Origin of the sequence: Pseudobutyrivibrio ruminis (assembly GCF_015057245.1) — a bacterium.
GTDB classification, from domain to species: Bacteria; Bacillota; Clostridia; order Lachnospirales; family Lachnospiraceae; genus Pseudobutyrivibrio; species Pseudobutyrivibrio ruminis_E.
In genome coordinates, this window is sequence record NZ_SVET01000018.1 from 1 (window position 1) to 20,526 (window position 20,526).

Consider the following 20,526-nt stretch of genomic DNA (forward strand, 5'->3'; position numbering starts at 1 on the left):
TGAATACTAATAGATCGAAGGTTTATTCTAAAAAGAAGATATGTAGTATCGGAATACTGTGTGAAGTTTTGAGGTTGTTATAACCTTAAATGGCCTCATGGCTCAGTTGGTTAGAGCGCCGCCCTGTCACGGCGGAGGTCGAGGGTTCAAGTCCCTCTGGGGTCGTTTCCAGTTCTATATTATTTGTGGGATCTTAGCTCAGCTGGGAGAGCATCTGCCTTACAAGCAGGGGGTCACAGGTTCGAGCCCTGTAGGTCCCATTTAATTGAATATAGTTTATAATATGGGCGGTTTCCCGAGTGGCCAAAGGGGACAGACTGTAAATCTGCTGCAAATTGCTTCGGTGGTTCGAATCCACCACCGCCCATCTTTTTTAATATCGCGGGATGGAGCAGTCTGGAAGCTCGCCGGGCTCATAACCCGGAGGTCGGTGGTTCAAATCCATCTCCCGCAACTACGTGCCCAGATAGCTCAGTTGGTAGAGCAGAGGACTGAAAATCCTCGTGTCGTTGGTTCGATTCCGACTCTGGGCACTTGTTTTTTATAAACCTTCAAGATATAATGCTTGAAGGTTTTTTTGTATTTATAGGAGGCAATATGAAAATAGTATTCTTAGACAGAAAATCTATAGGTGAAGATATAGATTTAAGTTGTTTTAATGAATTTGGGGAAGTTGTTAGATATGATTATTCTACCCCAGAAGAGGCAGCTGAAAGAACCGTAGATGCCGATGTGGTTATCATAAATAAAGTACCAATCAATGAAAATACAATTGGCAAGGCTAATAATCTTAAGCTTGTATGTGTTACAGCTACGGGAACAAATAATCTTGATAAAGACTATCTAGCTAAGAGAAATATAGAATGGAGAAATGTTGCAGGGTATTCTACAGAAGCAGTAGCGCAGCATACTTTTGCATTATTATTAAACTTATACGAGCATTTAAGATATTACGATGATTATGTAAAAAGCGAAAAGTATGTAGATGATAAGTTATTTACACATTTTGAGATGCATTTTAACGAAATAGCTAATAAGACATGGGGCATTATTGGATTAGGTGCTATTGGAAAAAGAGTGGCAGAAATAGCAACTTGCCTTGGTGCGAATGTAGTTTACTATTCTACTAGTGGAAAGAATCACAGCGATATCTACAAAGAAGTCGATTTTGACACTTTGTTATCCACATCAGATGTTATCTCTATCCACGCTCCTTTAGATGAAAACACCTTACACTTAATGGATAAGAATGCATTTGAAAAGATGAAAAATAGTGCCATTCTCATAAATGTTGGTAGAGGTCCAATCGTTGTGGAAAAAGACCTTGCGGACGCACTTGAGAGTGGACAAATAGCTGGAGCTGGCTTAGACGTACTTGATGTTGAGCCTATGTCTCCAGAAAATCCACTACGCAATATTAAAGATAGCAACAAGCTTATCATTACACCACATATTGCGTGGGCAGCTGTAGAAGCAAGACAGCGCTTGATGAAGATTATTTACAATCAGGTAAAGGATTACTTTAATTAATCAAGAGGTAAACCTGATAGATAACTATTGTCACTGAGACTTACTAATAATTTGTTTCTATAATGAAGATACATATTGGTTTCAGTGACAGTATCGATATCTGAATCAAAGAATGAAGTATTACCGCAGGATTTCATATAAAGGTTTATTCGTTCTATGAAATCAGGCATAGCTTCATTGAATAACTCAAAAATACTTTCGTTTCTATTAATTGAAGGATTCCAAGGATTATGCCAATTCGCATTAAATGAATTACATGGATCATTGTACTTAATAATAGTATCGCTGGGAATCATAGACGAAATAACATCGCATTTAAAGAATAGGTGCTCTATTCTTTGAATGCGTTTTTTCTTTTTTCCTGATGGATCATTCATTAATCGATTCAGTTTTATAAATGATTTTATAGCATTTTTTATAGTTCCATATCGTACGTGATATTCTGGGAAAGCTCGGTTTATGCTTATAAAAAGCAATTCTGTAATAACTCGTTTCTCGTTGTCTGAAGGTGATACAGTTCTAGCATAATCAAATTGACTAGGGAGTACATGCTTAAAATAATCTAGAACCAAATGATCTATATCAGTTTCTAGAGAAACATGTCTTCCAAAATCATATACGCCACTTTTCTTCAGATTATTAAAATGATCACTTTTAAAGTAGACATAAGGATGGCAAATCACATCTAATGAATAATGACCCATAAATCCCATTATAAAAGCATCACAAATACGTCTATCATGAGTATCATCAAAGCTATTTCTTGCATCAAAAAGGTAATCAAAAAACAGCATAACCCGTTCTCTATGCATTACATTTCCAATATTTTTCTTATAAAAGACATATGCAGGGATATGATAGAAAAAGATATCAGGCCCTTGAAGGCCCAATCCAAAACATGTCTGATGTTTTTCAATCAGATTCTTAGTATCGTCAGATTCGATGAATGATATACATTGTTCCCCGAAAGTTAAATGAGTAATAAAACCTGGCATATATTCTCCCAATACAAAAAAATTTACCCCGAATTTACCAAGCTAGAATACCTTTATGATAAAGGAACAATAAATGCAATAACTTGGTATAAATCCATAATACCATATATAGTGGTACATATTGCTAAAATACTGTGAAATAAGATTATATAGCAAACCTATACATATGAAAAAAATTGTATAAATCAAAAAACAAAGAAAAAACTTTGTATATAGCATAAAAATTTGTGGAATCTATACTAAAGTTAGGTTAAATGAAACGGAGGAACTAAAATGGGAGTAAAAGATAATGTTGAAAGAGCTGCATTTAGTGCGGCTATAGATGAAGTTCTGAAGAATGTAAAAAAGAATCCACAGAAAAGCCTATTAAAGATTGTTGATATGACAGAGAAAATGATGGGTGGAAGTAGTAAAGGATTCCGTACAGCTGCTTTTGCAGGAGCTAGAGATCTCATTAATCAAGAAGACTCTAAGTGGATGAACTATGTTACACGATTATTAACTGAAACAGATCCACATGTTGCAAAAATGACAGCATTAAATCTTGGATACCAGGCTGCATTTAAAGGTACCAAGATGATTAGGGAGAATAGAGAAAAATTTGGTTGTAATATACCATGGCTGATTCTCATGGATCCAACAAGTGCCTGCAATCTTCGTTGCACAGGATGTTGGGCAGCTGAGTATGGTCATAAACTTAATTTAACATTTGAAGAATTAGACAGCATTGTCACCCAAGGTAAGGAACTTGGAATTTACTTCTATATGTTAACTGGTGGCGAACCACTTGTTAGAAAGGCTGATATTATCAAGCTTTGCGAGAAGCATAATGATTGTGCATTCCATAGCTATACTAATGGTACACTTGTAGATCAGGCATTCTGTGATGAAATGAAGAGAGTAGGAAATTTATCACTTTCAATCTCTCTTGAAGGCTTTGAAGATGCAAATGATTTCCGCCGTGGTGAAGGTGTATTCGCAAAGGTAATTCATGCTATGGATCTACTCCATGAAAATGGATTGATTTTCGGTAATTCAGTTTGCTATACATCAAAGAATATGGATTCAGTAACTTCTGATGAATTTTTTGATTTGTTGATTGAACATGGATCAAGATTTGCTTGGTATTTCCATCTTATGCCAGTTGGAATGAAGGCTTCTCCAGAATTAATGCCTTCTCCAGAGCAAAGAGAGTACATTTATCATAGACTTCGTGAAGTTCGTGGCCGTGAAGGCGGTAAGGAAATCTATGTCATGGACTTCCAGAATGACGGAGAGTTTGTTGGTGGATGCATCGCTGGTGGTAGAAACTATTGCCATATTAATCCAAAGGGCGATGTAGAGCCATGCGTATTTATACATTATTCTGGTGCAAATATTCGTGAAAAATCTCTTATTGAGTGCTTAAAGCAGCCATTATTCATGGAGTACAGAAAGGGACAGCCATTTAATGATAATATGCTTAGACCTTGTCCTATGCTTGAAAATCCAGAACTTCTTCAAGAGATGGTTAAGCGTTCAGGTGCTCATTCTACAGATGTTGAGCAGGAAGAGCCTGTTGAGCATTTATGTGAAAAGTGCGCAGAATATGCAGCAAACTGGAAGCCAACAGCAGATAAGCTTTGGGAAGAGCATCCATACAGACAAAAAGGATATATTAATTATGCAAATGCAGAAGAAAAGGGATATGCATATAAAGTAAATTAATAAAGATGCTTTAGACCTGACAGAGAACAGCTGTCAGGTCTTTTTTTAGCCATTATAAGGTAAAAAAAGAGAATGCATAGTTGATAAAAATAAGAGATAATGCTAAAGTAAAGAAAGGTTATTAAAGATTATTATAAAATAGTTTAGAATAATAAAAATTAAATCTTAATATTTTCAGAATATTGCATCCATAGTTGAAACGTGATACCATGGATTTGCACGCTAGTTAGTGTGTAAAGGAGAGGTGTTATGTTTAAAGGACGCAAATCAGAAATTGAAAAACTAAATGGATTTTATGAGGGAGAAGAAGCATCCGTTGCAGTTGTTTCTGGCCAATTGGGGGTTGGAAAGACAGCTCTATTAAGAGAGTTTGCAAAGGATAAAGAAGCCATTTTTTTCGAGGCTTACGAGACTACTGCTAAGCATCAGTTTGAGCAGATTAGCAAAACTATAGGCTCGTCAACTGTTCTTGATGGGGAGGCATTTTGCCAAGAAATTTCTAAGAGGGCTGCAAAATCTAAGCAGCTTATCATCATTGACCAATACCCTCATATTGTTAAGTCAGATCCAGATTTTGATAAAAAACTTCATGAATATATAGTCGGAGAATGGAAGAAATTACCAGTTAAGCTCATTCTATGTTCCGATGCGTTTATGCTTGTTGATAAATACATAAAGGGCAAAAAGGCCCTTTGGAAAAACGATATAACACTTGATTTAGTGGTTCAGCCACTTGGATTTTATGACTCTTGCGAGTTTTTCGCAGATGCTAGTCCGAAGGAAGCTGCATTTTTATATGGCATTACAGGCGGTATTCCATACAACCTGGTACGCACAGCAGCACTACTTGGAATAGACGGGTACGATATGTACGGCATCAGTCCAATACATGGTGAAGATAAAATAAAAGAAGTGGCGTACAAGCTGTTTTTGGATAAGAATTGCAATCTTGGTTTGAATCCGGAGCAGGTTATGGCTACTGAGCTTCGTGAGCTATCATATTACAACTATATGCTTGCGACACTTGCCAAGGGATTAAATAGAGTTAATCAGATTTCAGCAGAGGTTGAAAAGCCAAAGGATGTTGTGGTTCCTTACTTGAACTCACTAATGTCGATTGGTGTTTGTACAAAGGATACAGCAATCACTGAGATTACAAATAGAAAGAAAACTCGTTATTCGATAGTTAATACCAGCACATTATTCTGGTACAAGCACATTGTTGCAAACTACAATTTATATATTTCAGGTCAGGTTGATGAGCTTTGGGACACAATCAAAGCAGATATTGATGACTATATGAAGGAAGTATTCATCAAAATATGTGCTGAATACTTACGAGATAGAAGCGATAATAACCTTCTTCCATTTACAATCGAAGAGATTGGAAACTGGTGGGTTAATGACGATGAAGCAGGAACCACAGACGGATTTGATTTGGTATCACTTGGAAAATGTGATGGCAAGTCAGCTACGATTTTTGCCCAGTGCTATTATATCCATGAGCCAATAGAAGTTGCTCAATTAAAGTCATTAATTGAAAAAACAAAGCAGCTTCACAGACAGGGAGATGCATTTTATTTGGTATTTTCTAATGCAGGCTTCCATGAAAATGCTATCACCATTTCATCAGCAATCAAAAACATTATGTTGATTACGTTGGATGAAATGAGATAATTATAGGTTTTACCCAATGATTTTAGGAGGAGAAAAATGACAAATCAAGAGCTAGTAAAAACTGCTATTGAAGTCCGCAAGGGAATCATTGAAGGTGTTCATGCTGCAAAAGCTGGACATCCAGGCGGATCTCTTTCAGCAACAGAGGTATTTACATATCTCTACTTTGAGGAGATGAATATCGATCCAAAGAATCCAAAGAAGGCAGACAGAGATAGATTCGTGCTTTCAAAGGGACACACAGCACCAGGTCTTTATGCTACACTTGCGCAGAGAGGCTTCTTCCCAGTTGAGGATTTAAAGGGCCTTCGTAGCATTGGAAGTCACTTACAGGGACATCCATGTGTGCAGCATACACCAGGTATTGATGCATCATCAGGTTCACTTGGCCAGGGAATTTCTGTAGCAACAGGTATGGCTCTTTCAGCAAAACTCTCTAATGAATCTTATAGAGTTTATACACTTCTTGGAGATGGTGAAATCCAGGAAGGTCAGGTATGGGAAGCTGCTATGTTCGCAGCTGCAAAGAAGCTTGATAACCTTTGCGTAATCGTAGACAACAACGGTCTTCAGATTGATGGACGTATCGAGGACGTAAACAGCCCATATCCAATTCCAGACAAATTCAGAGCATTCAACTTCCACGTAGTAGAAGTTGCAGATGGAAATGATTTTGATCAGCTTCGCGCTGCTTTCAAAGAAGCAAGAGAAACAAAAGGACAGCCTACTGCAATCGTTATGAAGACAGTAAAGGGCAAGGGTGTTTCATTTATGGAGAACCAGGTAGGATGGCACGGAAAAGCTCCTAACGACGAGGAGTATGCTATCGCTATGGAAGAATTAAAGAAAGCAGGTGAAGAGTAATGGCAGATGTTAAGAAAATCGCAACTCGTGAGAGCTACGGTAACGCTCTCGTTGCTTTAGGTGAGAAATATGACAATTTAGTAGTTCTTGATGCTGACCTTGCAGAGGCTACAAAGACAGGTATTTTTAAGAAGGCATTTCCTGAGCGCCATATTGACTGTGGTATTGCAGAGTCAAACATGGTTGGTATTGCAGCAGGTCTTGCTAGCACAGGAAAGGTTCCATTCTGCTCATCATTTGCAATGTTTGCAGCAGGACGTGCTTTCGAGCAGGTACGTAACTCAGTTGGTTACCCACACCTCAATGTAAAGATTGGTGCAACTCACGCTGGTATTTCAGTAGGTGAGGACGGTGCTTCACATCAGTGTAACGAGGATATCGCTCTTATGCGTACAATCCCAGGCATGACTATCATCAATCCTTCTGATGATGTTGAAGCAAAGGCTGCTGTAGAGGCTGCTTACAAGATGGATGGTCCAGTTTATCTTCGTTTTGGACGTCTTGCAGTACCTGTAATCAACGACAGACCAGATTATAAGTTTGAAATTGGTAAGGGTGTTGTTCTTAAAGAGGGCAAGGACCTTACAATCATTGCTACAGGTCTTGAGGTTAATGAATCACTTGAAGCTGCAAAGAAGCTTGCTGAAGACGGAATTGATGCAGAGGTTATCAATATCCACACAATCAAGCCTATCGATGCAGATCTTATCGTAAAGAGCGCATCTAAGACTGGCAAGGTTGTAACAGTAGAAGAGCATTCAGTTATCGGTGGTCTTGGTGGAGCTGTTGCAGAAGTTCTTTCAGAGAAGTGCCCTACAAAGATGCTTCGCATCGGCGTAAAGGATACATTCGGTGAGTCAGGTCCAGCTGTTAAGCTTCTCGCTAAGTATGAGCTCGACGCCGAAGGAATCTACAAGCAGATTAAAGCATTTGTATAATCAAGTATAATTAAAGCCAATTAGTTACAGCTACAAGCCTGAGAGTTACTCCGCTCGACAACATGTCTCGCTTGAGTAACCTCAGAGCTTGATGCCTACTAATTGGCTATTTTTATGTTCTGTATTAACTTAAATGATAATTCTTATTTATCGACTACGAATGTAGTTGTAGAGCATCAGTGACAGCTTCACGGTGATGGCATCGCTGAATTTTCTTACGTCATATCCAGTCAAATCGGCGAATTTATCCAGACGATATATCAAGGTATTTCGATGAATGAACATTTTGCGGGAAGTCTCGGCAAGTGACAAATCATTATCGAAAAATGCCTCTAAAAGGTTTAAAGTTTCCACGTCAAGCTGCGCTAAAATGTCGATATTAATATGGTTGTTTAGATATGTTTCAACTTCATCCTCAGGAATATTGTAAAGCAAACGTCCCAGACCCATGGTGCTGTATGAATATACGTGGTCAGAGCTTCTGAATATATTTCCAATATGCATAGCCAAAACAATATCTTTATAAGAATTAGGTAACTCAGTGAATTTGCTTATAGGCAAATCGTAAGAAACCTTAAAACTCAAAAATGCTTCTGACTCTAACATATCCAAGAACTCATTGCAGTACTGAAGGATATCCTCGTCAGATGGAATAGTGTCGAAGTGGACGATTATCGCAATGTGCTTTGAATCTATTTGAACCAAAGCATCCTGGGAATCAGGCAATAAACTCTTCAATAACGACACGGCTTCCTTTGGATAATCAACCTGACTTTCCAAATAGAAAAGCATACGGATGGCATTTTCATCAATATGAAAGCGATGAATGTAAGCGGCTGCATCAGAGTAGGAAAGCTCTCTGGTTAAATAGGCCCTATAAAAAGAGCTCTTCGAGTCCAGCACATTAAAGCGGACAACCATTTCTTTTAATTTATTAACGGTTTCCTCATCTGATAATTCTGAATCAGTGATTTGAAAATTAATGCCTGTAGCCTTTGATAATTGTTCTAGTAATTTTTCCTTTTTATCATCGAAATTCATAAAAAAAGAGGTACCTTTCAAAAAGATACCTCCATTTTAAATCATTAAATTGGACTAATCAATTGATTAGTTAGCAATTGTAAGCTCTGTGTCCTTATCGAAGAAGTGAGCCTTCTCCATATCAAGAGCAAACTTAACTGTGTCGCCACCTCTAGCTGTTGTACGTGGGTCAACTCTTGCTGTAACCTGAGTTCCAGCATAATCGAAGTATAAGTAAACCTCTGCACCAAGAAGCTCGTATACAGAAATCTTAGCTTCGATAACTGAAGAAGACTGTGTATCAACGTAAATCTGAGAATCATGAATATCCTCTGGACGGATACCAAGGATTACTTCCTTACCACCGTAGTTCTTCTCTGAAAGAGCCTTTGTCTTTGCTGGTGGAATCTGGATTGTAGCACCGTTAACCTGGATAGCTGAGCAATCAGCGTTAAGTGTACCATTGAGGAAGTTCATCTGTGGTGAACCGATGAATCCAGCAACGAAGAGGTTGCATGGCTTCTGGTAAAGGTTTGCAGGTGTATCGATCTGCTGAACAACACCGTCCTTCATAACTACGATTCTTGTACCAAGTGTCATAGCCTCTGTCTGATCATGTGTAACGTAGATCATTGTAGCTCCGAGTGAATCATGAAGCTTAGAAATCTCTGTTCTCATCTGAACACGAAGCTTTGCATCAAGGTTTGAAAGAGGCTCATCCATAAGGAATACCTTAGGGTTACGAACGATTGCACGACCCATAGCAACACGCTGTCTCTGACCACCTGAAAGAGCCTTTGGCTTTCTATCAAGAAGCTTCTCAAGGTCAAGGATCTTAGCAGCTTCACGTACCTTCTTATCGATTTCGTCCTTTGGTACTTTACGAAGCTTAAGACCAAATGCCATGTTATCGTAAACTGTCATATGTGGATAAAGAGCGTAGTTCTGGAATACCATTGCGATATCTCTGTCCTTAGGCTCTACGTCGTTCATAAGCTTTCCGTCGATGAGAAGTTCACCTGAAGAAATTTCCTCAAGACCTGCGATCATACGAAGTGTTGTAGACTTACCACAACCAGAAGGTCCTACGAAAATGATGAATTCCTGATCCTTAATCTCAAGGTTGAAATCCTTAACAGCCTGGAAGCCATTTGGATAAACCTTATTAATGTTTTTTAATGAAATGTCTGCCATAATAAAATATCCTCTCTTTGAAAAATTAGGGTTCCCCCCTGAACTATCTAAAATTATAAAAAATGGTTAAACTGTGAACAATGTTAGAATAACCAAAAAATACAAAAACGTTTCGTTATTTTAACAACGGGCTGTGAAATATATACAAAATAGCCCTGTATGAATTGAGCACATATTCCATACTTGGATAATAAATTATATAAAACTGGATGTGATATGATATAATACATGCCAAAGGTAGAATTGAGGTAACTATCTGATGATAGTAGAGAATTGACTAATCGGGAGAATATTATGGAAGCATTAAAGTATAGGAATCGTCTGAAAAGATATCTGAGATTCCCTCTGTACATGCTTATTATTTTTTTAATAGGTTGTATCATTCTAAGCTTTGTAAATCCAAAGGCAGCCGGCATAACACTTATCTTTGTTCTAGTTTATGGTGTAGCCTGCTTTGCATATTACAAGGCAAATCTTAAATCCTTTAAAAACACAATAATTGAATATGCAGTTCATTATGGAACAGTCCAAAAGGAGCTTTTAAAGAACTTTAGATTGCCATATGTATTGCTAGATTCTACTGGAAGAATCATGTGGATGAATGAGGAGTTTTGTCAGCTTGTAGATAAAAACAAAACTTACAATAAATCAATCACAAGCATATTCTCAGAAATCACACGTGAAGGAATCGACCATGCTAAGGACGACAACTTCGATATTCATATTGAATATAATGAAAGAAAGTATTTAGCATGTCTTCAGCGACTTGATATGACCGAGCCTCTTCAGGGCAGCAATCTTGTTGCTAATATGGATGAAGTTACTGATGGATTAGTAGCTATCATCTTGTTTGATGAGACAGATATTCAAGCTACAAAAGCCAAAATCAATGACCAGGGCATGGTAATGGCCCTTCTTTATGTAGACAATTACGATGAAGTATTTGATCAGGTAGAGAATGCAAAGCGCTCAATGCTTTTAGCACTCCTTGATAGAAAGATTAACAAATACTTTGGCGAAGCTGATGCAATAGTCAGCCGTCTTGAAAAAGACAAATACCTCATCATGTTCCAGCACAAATATCTCAAGAACTTCGAGGATGATAAATTCTCTATCGTGGAAGATATTACTGGAATTAAGATGGGAAATGATAAAGATATCACAGTAAGTATTGGTATCGGACTTGGAAGCGACAACTACAATCAAAAGGCTCAGTATGCGCATGTTGCAATTGATCTTGCTCTTGCTCGTGGCGGATGTCAGGTAGTTGTTAAGAATGGACAGGACGTTTCTTATTATGGTACTCATGGTAAGGAAGTGGAGCGTTCAACTCGTGTTAAGGCCAGAGTTAAGGCACAGGCCCTTCGCGAGCTCATGGAAACAAGAGAAAGAATCATCGTTATGGGACACAATCTTTCTGATGCAGACTGCTTAGGAGCATCAGTTGGTGTGTTCTGCGCAGGTCGAGAAATTGGAAAGCCTGTAAATATCGTTATTGATACAATCACAAGCTCTATGCGTCCAGTAGTTGAGAGCTTTACAGAAAAGGGCGAGTACCCAGATGACATGTTCATCACAAGTGAGCAGGCACTCAATCTTTGCAATGAAAACACGCTTATTATGGTTGTTGATACCAACAGACCAAGCTATGTAGAATGTCCAGGACTTCTATATAAAAACAAAAATATCGTTGTAATTGACCACCACAGACAGGTGGAGGAGATTATTGAAAATCCAATTCTCTCTTACATCGAGCCTTATGCATCATCTGCAAGTGAGATGATTGCCGAGGTGCTTCAGTATTTCGCAGAGAAAATCAATATCAACCCAACTGAGGCTGATTGTATTTATGCAGGTATCTTGATTGATACAAACAACTTTATGACAAAGACTGGTGTTCGTACATTTGAGGCAGCTGCCTTCCTCCGTAGAAATGGAGCAGAAGTTACTAGAGTTAGAAAGATGCTTCGTGAAAATATGGAGACATACAAGGCACGCGCAGAAATCGTTAGAAATGCAGCAGTATACAGAGATGCATTTGCCATTGCAGAATGCGAGCCAGATGGAAATCTTGAAAGCCCAACAGTAGTTGGCGCTCAGGCAGCTAACGAGCTTCTTAATATCGTAGGTATTAAAGCGTCATTTGTTTTGACAAAATATATGGACAAGATTTACATCAGTTCTCGTTCAATCGATGAAATCGATGTTCAGAGTATTATGGCCCGCCTGGGTGGTGGTGGACATGTAAATATTGCAGGAGCCCAGATTCAAAATCGTACACTTGATGAGGTTCGTGAGGACCTTGAAGCAACAATAGATAAAATGCTAGAAGAAGGAGAAATTAGGCTATGAAAGTAATACTTCTTTCAGACGTTAAGTCACTTGGTAAAAAAGGTGAGGTTGTAGAGGTTAGCGAAGGCTACGCAAGAAATATGCTCTTCAAGAAAAAGCTTGGAGTAGAGGCAACAAACGCAGCACTTAATGACCTTAAGCTTCAGAATAAACACGATGAAAAAGTCGCTCAGGAAAACTATGAGGCAGCACTTGCATTTGAAAAAGAAATTGCAGAGTGGAAAGTAGAAACAAAGATTAAAACAGGTGAGGGCGGAAGAACCTTCGGATCTGTTTCAACAAAAGAAATCGCTGAGGCTGCAAAGAAGCAGTACGGCAAAGAAATCGACAAAAAGAAAATTGTTCTTGATGATCCAATCAGATCCCTTGGAACATACGAGGTAAAGGTAAAGCTTCATCCAAAGGTAACAGCAACACTTCGTGTACATGTTTCAGAACAATAAATAAAGGAAAGAATACATAATGGAAGATGTAATTCGCAGACAAATGCCCAACTCTTTGGAGGCGGAGCAGTCAGTAATCGGTTCAATGATTGTTGATAGAGATGTAATTGTTGAGTGTTCAGAAATCCTCATCAAAGACGATTTTTATCATCAGCAGTACGGAATGCTTTTTGAAGCAATCGTAGAACTATTTAATGCTGGCGAGCCTGTTGATGAGGTTACTCTTCAAAATAAGCTTAAAGAAAAGGGGGTTCCACCGGAATTTGCTTCGTTGGAATTCATCCAGGAGCTTGTACTTGGAGTACCAACCACAGTCAATGCTAAAAGCTACGCTAATATCGTAAAAGATAAGGCAGTACTTAGAAACGTAATTAAAGTAAATCAAAAAATAGAGAACATGTGCTTTGAAGGCACTGATGATGTTGATACTATTTTGAACCAGACTGAAAGAGATATTTTCTCATTGGTTCAGAACAGAGGTAACACAGACTATGTTCCAATCCGTCAGGTTGTTATGAATGCAATCGCAAAGATTGAACAGGCTTCAAAGCAGAAGGGTGTAGTTACAGGTATCCCAACAGGATTTATCGATTTGGATAGACAGACTGCTGGACTTCAGCCTTCGGATCTTATCCTTATTGCGGCCCGTCCTTCAATGGGTAAAACAGCCTTCGTTCTTAACCTGGCACAGCACATCACTATTCACGAGCATCTTTGTGCAGCAATATTCTCACTGGAAATGTCAAAGGAGCAATTGGTTAACCGTCTTTTTGCTCTGGAGTCAAGAGTAGATGCGCAAAAGCTTAGAACAGGTAATCTTCAGGAGGCAGATTGGGAAAACCTCATCGAAGGTGCTGGTAAAATCGGTAACTCAAAGCTTATTATTGATGATACACCAGGTATTTCAATTGGTGAGCTTCGAAGCAAATGTAGAAAGTTCAAAATGGAATTTGGCTTGTCTATTATTATCATCGACTACTTACAGTTGATGTCTGGTAACGGTAAATCAGAAAGTAGACAGCAGGAAATCTCAGATATTTCACGTTCACTAAAGGGACTTGCCCGTGAGCTAAACGTACCTGTTATAGCACTATCACAGCTTTCCCGTGCGGTTGAGCAGCGTCCTGACCACAGACCTATGATGTCGGATTTGCGTGAATCCGGAGCCATCGAGCAGGATGCCGACGTGGTTATGTTCATTTACCGTGATGATTACTATAACCACGATACAGAATTAAAAAATGTTTCAGAAATCATCGTTGCTAAACAACGTAACGGTCCTATCGGAACTATCGAGCTTACATGGCTCCCAGAATACACAAGATTCGCAAACCGCGACAGAAGCCAGTATGCAAACCATGATGAATAAAATAAGAGGGCGATATTTCGCCCTCTATTTTTGTACTCTAATATATTTTCAATTTTTAATTCATTTTTATTTGTCTTTTTCTTGAAGAACTTCAATTTGACGATACTGGAGTCCTTTATCAGAGTAATACTCGCATAACTCATTCCCCGCAGCTACTCTATTAATTGAAACAATGCTTCAAAGTCTGATTCTTTCAAACGAAAAGGATTGTTTATGATAGGGAGGCCTTGAATAGAATCATATTTCTTTATATTAAATAACGCTTTATCATTAACTTCATTTGATTTGGTTAAAAACCCAATATTTTTCATATCTACTACTCCTTCCATATTATTTATAAATCTGTAAACGTCTCGTTTACACCAAGGCATAATAGAACCTATCAAAAATTGTTTATCACACTGGTTGTAAATAGAAGCGTTTTCTGGAGTAAGCTTGTCAAAATCCACAATCACATATCCATCCCATTCGTTAATGAGATAGCTGGCAACAGATGTGTTACATCCCAAAGCGTAAACAACATCCATATATTTGTAGCAAGTGATGTCTTTATATTTCATTTGATGTTCTCCAACAAATCCCAATAGTTGGCTATCATCAGAAATTTCAATATAAAGAACCGGCTTTTTAAGCCCAGAGCTTAAAAAATTTGCTAAACAAAGGCACAAGTGAGTGACACCAAGCTTATGAGAAACCGCTGTAACAGATATCTTTTTATTTTTTTCGAATTTATTTTTTGTTGACTTATTAAGCCAGTGTTTAAACAGTAAAATCCTTTTCATTCTTCAGAACCATAGAAAAAAATCTATCTTCATCCTTAGATAAACTCAAAGACCACTTATTTGATGGATACATGAAAACCTTTTTATGTAAATCCTTTGCAAGTTTCAAGGAAAAAAGTTTGTTAGAAAAATTAGAAATAACATAAACAGTTTTATCCTTGATCCAATATGGATAATTTATAGTTTTCCAAGGAGATGCACTTACTATATAAAATATAATTTGAGCATCTGAAATGTATTTGTCATTAGTACCACAGTCCAGGACATAAAGACCTTTTGGAGGTGTGTAACTTTCTATGGCATCCCCATAATTTAGAATGCCTCTAAAGTTTTTGTGGTATAAAACACCTGACCTAACGTGGCTGTCTTTGAAATGTTCCCAAAGATGATGAACAGTGTTTTTTTCAAAATCTTTGTAGTATGTTTCTATATGTTTGCTATTAAGATAGCGACATAGATTAATAGCGATATGAGTGGTTCCGACTCCACAATCGGCTCCAATCACGGCTATTTTCCTATCGAGAATGCCTGATTCCGTATTTTCATTAGCTCTAACTCCCTGTAGTTTTAGCAACTGTGACTTTAATTCACTGATAGAATTGTGCCTATCAGATGGATTTGCAGCAGTGGCTTTATCTACTAGTTTTTTCAACCTGAAATCATCTTTTGCATAACTATTAATCTGCAAAAACTCGATTATCTTTCCAACGCTGTATATATCACAACGCTCATCAAGCTTTTGGCCTTTTAACTGTTCAGGTGCGGCCCAATTTTTTGTGCCTAAGGGCATAGCCGTAGCCGACTGAGACTTTTTTATAGCAATACCAAAGTCAATAAGGCGTAGTTTATCACCCTGCAAAATAAGATGCTCTGGCTTTAAATCCCTGTAAAGCACAGGCTCCGGTTCTGCAGAATGCAACGCTTCAAAGATATGGCATACTTCAATGGCCAATCTATATAGCTCTTCTTTAGATAACTTAGTTTGTAACAGATACTCCCTGAGGGAAATTCCTTCAATAAATTCCTCAACTAGGTAGTACATATCATTTGTATCTTCTACACTAAAAATGGTGGGTATTCGGGATGATTTAATCCCTTGTAAAAGATGTGCTTCGGATAGGATGCTGTGTGCATTAGGACTCGCCTTGTGAATGGCTTTAAGAATTCTTAATGCTCCTATCGACTTATAATTGACAAGTAATACTGCGGTAGCTGCTGTTTCTTGCAGTATACGAATGACTTCGTACTTGTCTTCAATACCTTTTGGTATCAATCTATCAGCTCCTTCCTTTCGGAAAGGCATCTCGCAGACAAGTTTATATCACAGAATAAATTATATTGCAAGCATAAATTTGAAAATTATTTTCTTTTTATAACAAACCACTTAAGAAAAATTTAATACTTTTATCACCTTTTATATGGTATCTTTGCTTTACTTTCCGATATAATATATATATAATCCATATAAGAAAAATGCTAATAGTAGCGCATCTTATATCGATCGGGAGGTGATTTTTATGAAGATTGAAAGAATCAACGAAAACCAGATCAGATGCACTCTGTCTAGAGAAGATTTAATAAGCCGACACATTAAGCTCTCAGAATTAGCTTATGGTTCTGCAAAGGCCAGAGAATTATTTAGAGAACTTATGGAACAGGCTTCCTACCAGTACGGTTTTGAAGCGGAAGATATTCCACTTATGATAGAAGCTATACCACTTTCATCAGAATCCATTGTCCTTCTTGTGACAAAGGTAGAAAATCCTGACGAGCTTGATACTCGTTTCTCGAGATTTTCAGAGGATGACGATGACTACGATGATGATGACGAAATCCTCGATGCACCAGCAAAGCCATTTAATGAGGCAGCAGCAGACGACATACTTAACATATTCAACAGTCTTATTGAAAAGGCACAGGAAGCTATAACAACTTCACCAGAAAAGGCAGCAAAAAATGGCTTGCCAGTGGACATCACAAAGATGTTTGTTTTCGACAACATGGATGATGTGATTCGACTTTCTGGAATACTTGGTAGCTTTTACAAGGGAAAGAATTCTCTCTATAAGAGTCCATTTGATAACAAATACTATTTAGTAGTTAGTAAATCAGATGATACAGCTGAAACATACAATAAAGTATGCAACATCTTATCAGAATACAGTGATCAGCAGAATTATGTAGTTGGTACAGACCAATACATGGCTGAGCACTATGAAGTACTTGTCAACGGTGATGCGGTACAGAAATTAGCAATGATATAAAAAAAAGAGCTTCGCATTGCGAAGCTCTTTTTTAATTTGCGTCTTAAGCCTTTGAATCAAGGAATGTATTAATCTCTTCAACGAGATCATCAGCATCGATACCGTGTACCATTGCTGCCTCCTCGATAGTCTCCATCTGTGAAGATGGGCATCCGAGGCAGTGCATGCCGATATTAAGTAAGATAGGAGCTACATCAGCATCAATCTGAAGAAGCTCGCCGATCATAGTTGCTTTAGAAACTCTTGCCATTTTGACTTCTCCTTTCTTAACATTTCAATTGATAATAACATGCTTTTTTTCTTTTCGCAAACCATTATTCCATTGTTGTGGATTATATACAATTACATTGTGCTCAATTTGAAGCTAGTGTGAAACTAATTTGTGTACACAATTAAAACAACTGTTAGCCTAAATCAACAGGAGTTAGATTAATATAACCGTGGTGGGCCTTGATTTTAAAGGGATTCATAAAAAAACAATTTTGTCCTTGATTTAGACACAATTTAGGTGTAATATATGAGACATCAAATGAAATTGATTAATTTTTATCAATTAAGATATTTAAGGAGGATTTTAACTATGGCATACGTTATTTCTGATTCATGCGTATCATGTGGTACATGCGAGCCTGAGTGCCCAGTAGGAGCTATCTCACAGGGAGATTCACAGTTCAACATCGACGCTGACGCTTGCGTTGAGTGTGGTACATGTGCAGGTGTTTGCCCAACAGGAGCAATCTCTCAGGGCTAATAGCTTAATCAAGAAAACCGGTTAAAGAGCATCGCAATCGCGGTGCTCTTTTTTTGTGCCTGCTCCCCACACCCCTGTTGTGAGTAAGGTCCCCGGCCCAGGCCCCTCCCGACAGTGTAGTATGAATACCCGCCCATAGTGTACAGGGCTCATACTTATTTACGCTGACAGCGCAAGGATTATAGTTTTTCTTAGCATCACAAGGGAGCATTAAGTGCGTGTCCTTTAATTGGTTTTGCACTTCGAAGCCACTGTGGGTAGAGGGCAGACACTTGAAGTCTACGTATTAGTCTCCACACAAGGCTTAGGATAATTGCGCTCATACTCCGTTTGCCAAGAAAATTTAGAAAGGGGATTTTGGATGCTTAGGCGCCGTCCTTTAACTCAGTCCGTTTCGTTGTCGGGCTCTCGGCGCCGTCCATGGCGCCTCACGCCTATTCATCGCAAAATACCCTTTCTAAATTTTCTTGGCTCACTTCAAATGTCGCGGCAATTATTCCTAAGCTTGCTGTGGAGATTAATACTTACAAATAGTGTGTGTCTGCCCACTCTACCAACAGCGGCGTTAGAAGTGCAAAGAATTTAAAGAACACGCACCATAATAAATGCGACACGTGATGCTTAGAAAAACATAATCCGCAGACGATGCAAGTAAATAAGTATGAGCCTTGTACACTAGGGGCGGGTATTACAATTTATTAAGTTGGGAGGGGCCTGGGCCGGGGTGCAGTGCAGGGGAGCGGGGCCACATAAAGGTGGAATTTGGCGGGATGGTTTGTTATACTTTGAGGGAATATAGATACGAGGGAGATGCTTATGAGCAATACGTATAGACATAGACGAAAGAGAAAGAAAAGATTTAGGATTCCGAGGGGTTATATTTACATTGCGGCAGGAATTATAGCTCTTGCGGTGTTGATTGTGGGAATATACGCCATTAAGAAGTATACGCCTACAAAAGAGCATATGGATTTGGCAGATTACTTCCAGGTCTTCCATGAAAACGAAGCAGCGGTCGTTTTGGATGGAGAGTATATCAGTTCTGAGCTTGAGGAACATGGCTATGCCATAGTAAATGATGGCAATGTTTATTTGGAGCTTGGATTTGTAAAGGATTATCTGGATGATGGATATGTTTACGATTCATCAGAGATTACTCTGAGATATGCTACTGATTCTGAGGTTTATACTGCAACAGTTGGTAGTGCAGATTATTCAATAGATAAGAGCAATAATAGCCTTGGCTTGCCAGTAGTTTTGGCGCAGGATGATACAGTCTATATTGCGGAGGATTATCTTAAGCTTCTTACAGATTTCAAGATTAATTATTATTCAGAGCCTGATAGAGTTGTTGTCCAGACTGTAGGTTCATCTACAGATTTGTATACAGCAAAGCGTAAGACTCAGATTAGAAAGCTTAATGGTCCAAAGAGCCCAGTTCTTGAGGATGTCACAAAGGGCGAAGCTATCTACGTTGTTCGTGATACAGGTAAGTGGAGCTTTGTTGTTTCAGAGAATGGTGTTATGGGTTACATCAAAAATAGTGCTATTTCCTTTAAGAGCACTGAGACAGTTGAAGCAGAGTTGCCTGAGCGTACATACAACCATATTTCAGCAGGACAGGATATTTCATTGCTTTGGCATCAGGTTACAAACCAGTCAGCAAATGGAGATATTGCCACAGTTCTTGCAAGCTCAACAGGTGTTGATGTTATGTCACCTACCTGGTTCTATTTGAATGATAACAAAGGCGGAATTGCTTCAATCGCAAGCTCTTCATATGTAAGTACATGTCATGCAAATAATGTACAGGTATGGGGCCTTGTGAGCAATCTTGAGGATGCAGATGTTGATACAACAACAGTTTTAAACACTACATCATCAAGAGACGCATTAGTTAATAATCTTATTGCGCAGGCTATTACATACGGTCTTGATGGAATCAATATCGATATCGAGCAGCTCTCAGGAAGTGCAGCTGATGGATATATTCAGTTCATCAAGGAGCTTTCAATTAAATGTGAAAAGAACGATATCATTCTTTCAGTAGACAACTATGTACCTACTGCTTCATCTGAGATTTATAATCGAGCAGAGCAGGCTAAGTATGCAGACTATGTAATAATCATGGGTTACGATGAGCACTACGGCGGAAGCGAGGAAGCAGGTTCTGTTGCATCAATCAATTGGGTAGAACAGGGTGTGGCTGACACGCTTAATGATGTACCAGCTGAGCAGGTAATCCTCGGTATGCCATTCTATTGTAGAGTTTGGGAAGTGGCAGAGGATGGTTCTGTTGATAGCACAGCTTACGGAATGGATGCAATTCAGTCATATCTTAAGACAAATGGTGTGTCTGCAGCATGGTCAGATGAGTACGGTCAGTACTATGCAGAATATGCTGATGGAAGCACAACTTACAAGATTTGGGTGGAGGATGAAACTTCCATCGAAGAAAAGCTAAAGGTAATGGATAAATACAATCTGGCTGGAGGAGCCTTCTGGAAGAAAGGCTTTGATAGCACAGGAGTATGGAATATTATTGCAAAGTACCTATAAGAGAACACAAAAAAATCATGGTTTTATGGGCTTTGTAACAGTTCAAAAAGATTGAGTTCTAATGGAAAAGTGATATAATTT

General features: G+C 38.5%; 17 protein-coding genes and 5 tRNA genes. 16 read left to right on the forward strand and 6 right to left on the reverse strand.

Annotation, left to right across the window (positions count from 1 at the left end; genetic code table 11):
- Positions 1-91: 91 nt before the first annotated feature.
- The 6 genes from E7274_RS12075 (at position 92) to E7274_RS12100 (ending at position 1,530) form a co-directional block, all read left to right on the forward strand.
- Positions 92-165, forward strand: a tRNA-Asp gene (locus E7274_RS12075).
- Positions 166-187: 22 nt separating this feature from the next.
- A tRNA-Val gene (locus E7274_RS12080) sits at positions 188-260 on the forward strand.
- Between the two features lie 25 nt (positions 261-285).
- Positions 286-367, forward strand: a tRNA-Tyr gene (locus E7274_RS12085).
- A 13-nt stretch (positions 368-380) separates the two neighbouring features.
- Positions 381-454: transfer RNA gene (locus E7274_RS12090), tRNA-Met, on the forward strand.
- A gap of 6 nt (positions 455-460) precedes the next feature.
- Positions 461-533, forward strand: a tRNA-Phe gene (locus E7274_RS12095).
- A gap of 64 nt (positions 534-597) precedes the next feature.
- Positions 598-1,530, forward strand: a complete 933-nt coding sequence (locus tag E7274_RS12100) for a D-2-hydroxyacid dehydrogenase (RefSeq protein ID WP_304176240.1) — start codon at positions 598-600, stop codon at positions 1,528-1,530.
- Here the strand turns inward: E7274_RS12100 and E7274_RS12105 are convergent.
- A complete protein-coding gene (locus E7274_RS12105) occupies positions 1,527-2,525 on the reverse strand; it encodes a zinc dependent phospholipase C family protein (RefSeq protein WP_304176242.1) in 999 nt (332 codons plus the stop codon). The genes E7274_RS12100 and E7274_RS12105 overlap by 4 nt on opposite strands.
- Before the next feature lie 273 nt (positions 2,526-2,798).
- Here E7274_RS12105 and E7274_RS12110 point away from each other — a divergent pair, with 273 nt between their 5' ends.
- The 4 genes from E7274_RS12110 (at position 2,799) to E7274_RS12125 (ending at position 7,711) form a co-directional block, all read left to right on the forward strand.
- The gene (locus E7274_RS12110) at positions 2,799-4,232 is read left to right on the forward strand and encodes a radical SAM protein (protein ID WP_304176244.1); all 1,434 of its coding nucleotides are present in this window, start codon (positions 2,799-2,801) and stop codon (positions 4,230-4,232) included.
- Between the two features lie 249 nt (positions 4,233-4,481).
- The gene (locus E7274_RS12115; RefSeq protein ID WP_304176246.1) at positions 4,482-5,909 is read left to right on the forward strand and encodes an ATP-binding protein; all 1,428 of its coding nucleotides are present in this window, start codon (positions 4,482-4,484) and stop codon (positions 5,907-5,909) included.
- Positions 5,910-5,945: 36 nt separating this feature from the next.
- On the forward strand, positions 5,946-6,773 hold the full coding sequence (locus E7274_RS12120) for a transketolase (RefSeq protein WP_074792119.1): 828 nt from the start codon (positions 5,946-5,948) through the stop codon (positions 6,771-6,773).
- Positions 6,773-7,711 carry a transketolase family protein gene (locus E7274_RS12125; RefSeq protein ID WP_044936737.1) on the forward strand — a complete coding sequence of 313 codons (939 nt, stop codon included), beginning with the start codon at positions 6,773-6,775 and terminating at the stop codon, positions 7,709-7,711. The genes E7274_RS12120 and E7274_RS12125 overlap by 1 nt, the downstream gene beginning before the upstream one ends.
- A 147-nt stretch (positions 7,712-7,858) precedes the next feature.
- On the opposite strand, the gene E7274_RS12130 is transcribed toward E7274_RS12125, so the two are convergent.
- Positions 7,859-8,752, reverse strand: coding sequence for a PucR family transcriptional regulator (locus E7274_RS12130; RefSeq protein ID WP_304176248.1), 894 nt, complete (start codon positions 8,750-8,752; stop codon positions 7,859-7,861).
- Between the two features lie 66 nt (positions 8,753-8,818).
- Positions 8,819-9,925, reverse strand: coding sequence for an ABC transporter ATP-binding protein (locus E7274_RS12135; RefSeq protein WP_304176250.1), 1,107 nt, complete (start codon positions 9,923-9,925; stop codon positions 8,819-8,821).
- A gap of 294 nt (positions 9,926-10,219) precedes the next feature.
- On the opposite strand from E7274_RS12135, the gene E7274_RS12140 reads away from it, so the two are divergent.
- The 3 genes from E7274_RS12140 to dnaB are packed head-to-tail and all read left to right on the forward strand — an operon-like array spanning position 10,220 to position 14,089.
- Complete coding sequence (locus tag E7274_RS12140; protein ID WP_044936731.1) at positions 10,220-12,277, forward strand: DHH family phosphoesterase; 2,058 nt, start codon at positions 10,220-10,222, stop codon at positions 12,275-12,277.
- Positions 12,274-12,720: a 50S ribosomal protein L9 gene (rplI, locus tag E7274_RS12145; RefSeq protein ID WP_090482427.1), complete on the forward strand. Its 447-nt coding sequence runs from the start codon at positions 12,274-12,276 to the stop codon at positions 12,718-12,720. Before E7274_RS12140 ends, rplI begins: the two co-directional genes overlap by 4 nt.
- Before the next feature lie 16 nt (positions 12,721-12,736).
- Positions 12,737-14,089, forward strand: coding sequence for a replicative DNA helicase (gene dnaB, locus E7274_RS12150; protein ID WP_044936727.1), 1,353 nt, complete (start codon positions 12,737-12,739; stop codon positions 14,087-14,089).
- A 152-nt stretch (positions 14,090-14,241) separates the two neighbouring features.
- Here the strand turns inward: dnaB and E7274_RS12155 are convergent, their stop codons facing one another.
- Entirely contained in the window at positions 14,242-14,871 is a 630-nt protein-coding gene (locus E7274_RS12155) for a hypothetical protein (RefSeq protein WP_304176251.1), read from the reverse strand.
- Positions 14,849-16,144, reverse strand: coding sequence for a serine/threonine protein kinase (locus tag E7274_RS12160; protein ID WP_304176253.1), 1,296 nt, complete (start codon positions 16,142-16,144; stop codon positions 14,849-14,851). Before E7274_RS12160 ends, E7274_RS12155 begins: the two co-directional genes overlap by 23 nt.
- Before the next feature lie 244 nt (positions 16,145-16,388).
- Here E7274_RS12160 and E7274_RS12165 point away from each other — a divergent pair, with 244 nt between their 5' ends.
- Positions 16,389-17,135 carry an adaptor protein MecA gene (locus E7274_RS12165; protein WP_304176256.1) on the forward strand — a complete coding sequence of 249 codons (747 nt, stop codon included), beginning with the start codon at positions 16,389-16,391 and terminating at the stop codon, positions 17,133-17,135.
- Positions 17,136-17,178: 43 nt separating this feature from the next.
- Here E7274_RS12165 and E7274_RS12170 read toward each other — a convergent pair whose 3' ends face one another.
- Positions 17,179-17,385 carry a DUF1858 domain-containing protein gene (locus tag E7274_RS12170; protein ID WP_015550586.1) on the reverse strand — a complete coding sequence of 69 codons (207 nt, stop codon included), beginning with the start codon at positions 17,383-17,385 and terminating at the stop codon, positions 17,179-17,181.
- Between the two features lie 330 nt (positions 17,386-17,715).
- Here E7274_RS12170 and E7274_RS12175 point away from each other — a divergent pair, with 330 nt between their 5' ends.
- Together E7274_RS12175 and E7274_RS12180 are read left to right on the forward strand one after the other, a co-directional pair.
- Positions 17,716-17,886, forward strand: coding sequence for a DUF362 domain-containing protein (locus E7274_RS12175; protein WP_090482436.1), 171 nt, complete (start codon positions 17,716-17,718; stop codon positions 17,884-17,886).
- A gap of 816 nt (positions 17,887-18,702) precedes the next feature.
- On the forward strand, positions 18,703-20,445 hold the full coding sequence (locus E7274_RS12180) for a glycosyl hydrolase family 18 protein (RefSeq protein ID WP_304176257.1): 1,743 nt from the start codon (positions 18,703-18,705) through the stop codon (positions 20,443-20,445).
- The last annotated feature ends 81 nt before the right edge of the window (positions 20,446-20,526 follow it).

Coding starts and splice junctions, on each gene's coding strand:
- E7274_RS12125 (WP_044936737.1), top strand. CDS start 6,773: ATGGCAGATGTTAAGAAAATCGCAACTCGTGAGAGCTACGGTAACGCT.
- E7274_RS12165 (WP_304176256.1), top strand. CDS start 16,389: ATGAAGATTGAAAGAATCAACGAAAACCAGATCAGATGCACTCTGTCT.
- E7274_RS12140 (WP_044936731.1), top strand. CDS start 10,220: ATGGAAGCATTAAAGTATAGGAATCGTCTGAAAAGATATCTGAGATTC.
- E7274_RS12105 (WP_304176242.1), bottom strand. CDS start 2,525: ATGCCAGGTTTTATTACTCATTTAACTTTCGGGGAACAATGTATATCA.
- E7274_RS12130 (WP_304176248.1), bottom strand. CDS start 8,752: ATGAATTTCGATGATAAAAAGGAAAAATTACTAGAACAATTATCAAAG.
- E7274_RS12135 (WP_304176250.1), bottom strand. CDS start 9,925: ATGGCAGACATTTCATTAAAAAACATTAATAAGGTTTATCCAAATGGC.
- E7274_RS12155 (WP_304176251.1), bottom strand. CDS start 14,871: ATGAAAAGGATTTTACTGTTTAAACACTGGCTTAATAAGTCAACAAAA.
- E7274_RS12170 (WP_015550586.1), bottom strand. CDS start 17,385: ATGGCAAGAGTTTCTAAAGCAACTATGATCGGCGAGCTTCTTCAGATT.
- E7274_RS12100 (WP_304176240.1), top strand. CDS start 598: ATGAAAATAGTATTCTTAGACAGAAAATCTATAGGTGAAGATATAGAT.
- E7274_RS12110 (WP_304176244.1), top strand. CDS start 2,799: ATGGGAGTAAAAGATAATGTTGAAAGAGCTGCATTTAGTGCGGCTATA.
- E7274_RS12115 (WP_304176246.1), top strand. CDS start 4,482: ATGTTTAAAGGACGCAAATCAGAAATTGAAAAACTAAATGGATTTTAT.
- E7274_RS12175 (WP_090482436.1), top strand. CDS start 17,716: ATGGCATACGTTATTTCTGATTCATGCGTATCATGTGGTACATGCGAG.
- E7274_RS12120 (WP_074792119.1), top strand. CDS start 5,946: ATGACAAATCAAGAGCTAGTAAAAACTGCTATTGAAGTCCGCAAGGGA.
- E7274_RS12180 (WP_304176257.1), top strand. CDS start 18,703: ATGAGCAATACGTATAGACATAGACGAAAGAGAAAGAAAAGATTTAGG.
- rplI (WP_090482427.1), top strand. CDS start 12,274: ATGAAAGTAATACTTCTTTCAGACGTTAAGTCACTTGGTAAAAAAGGT.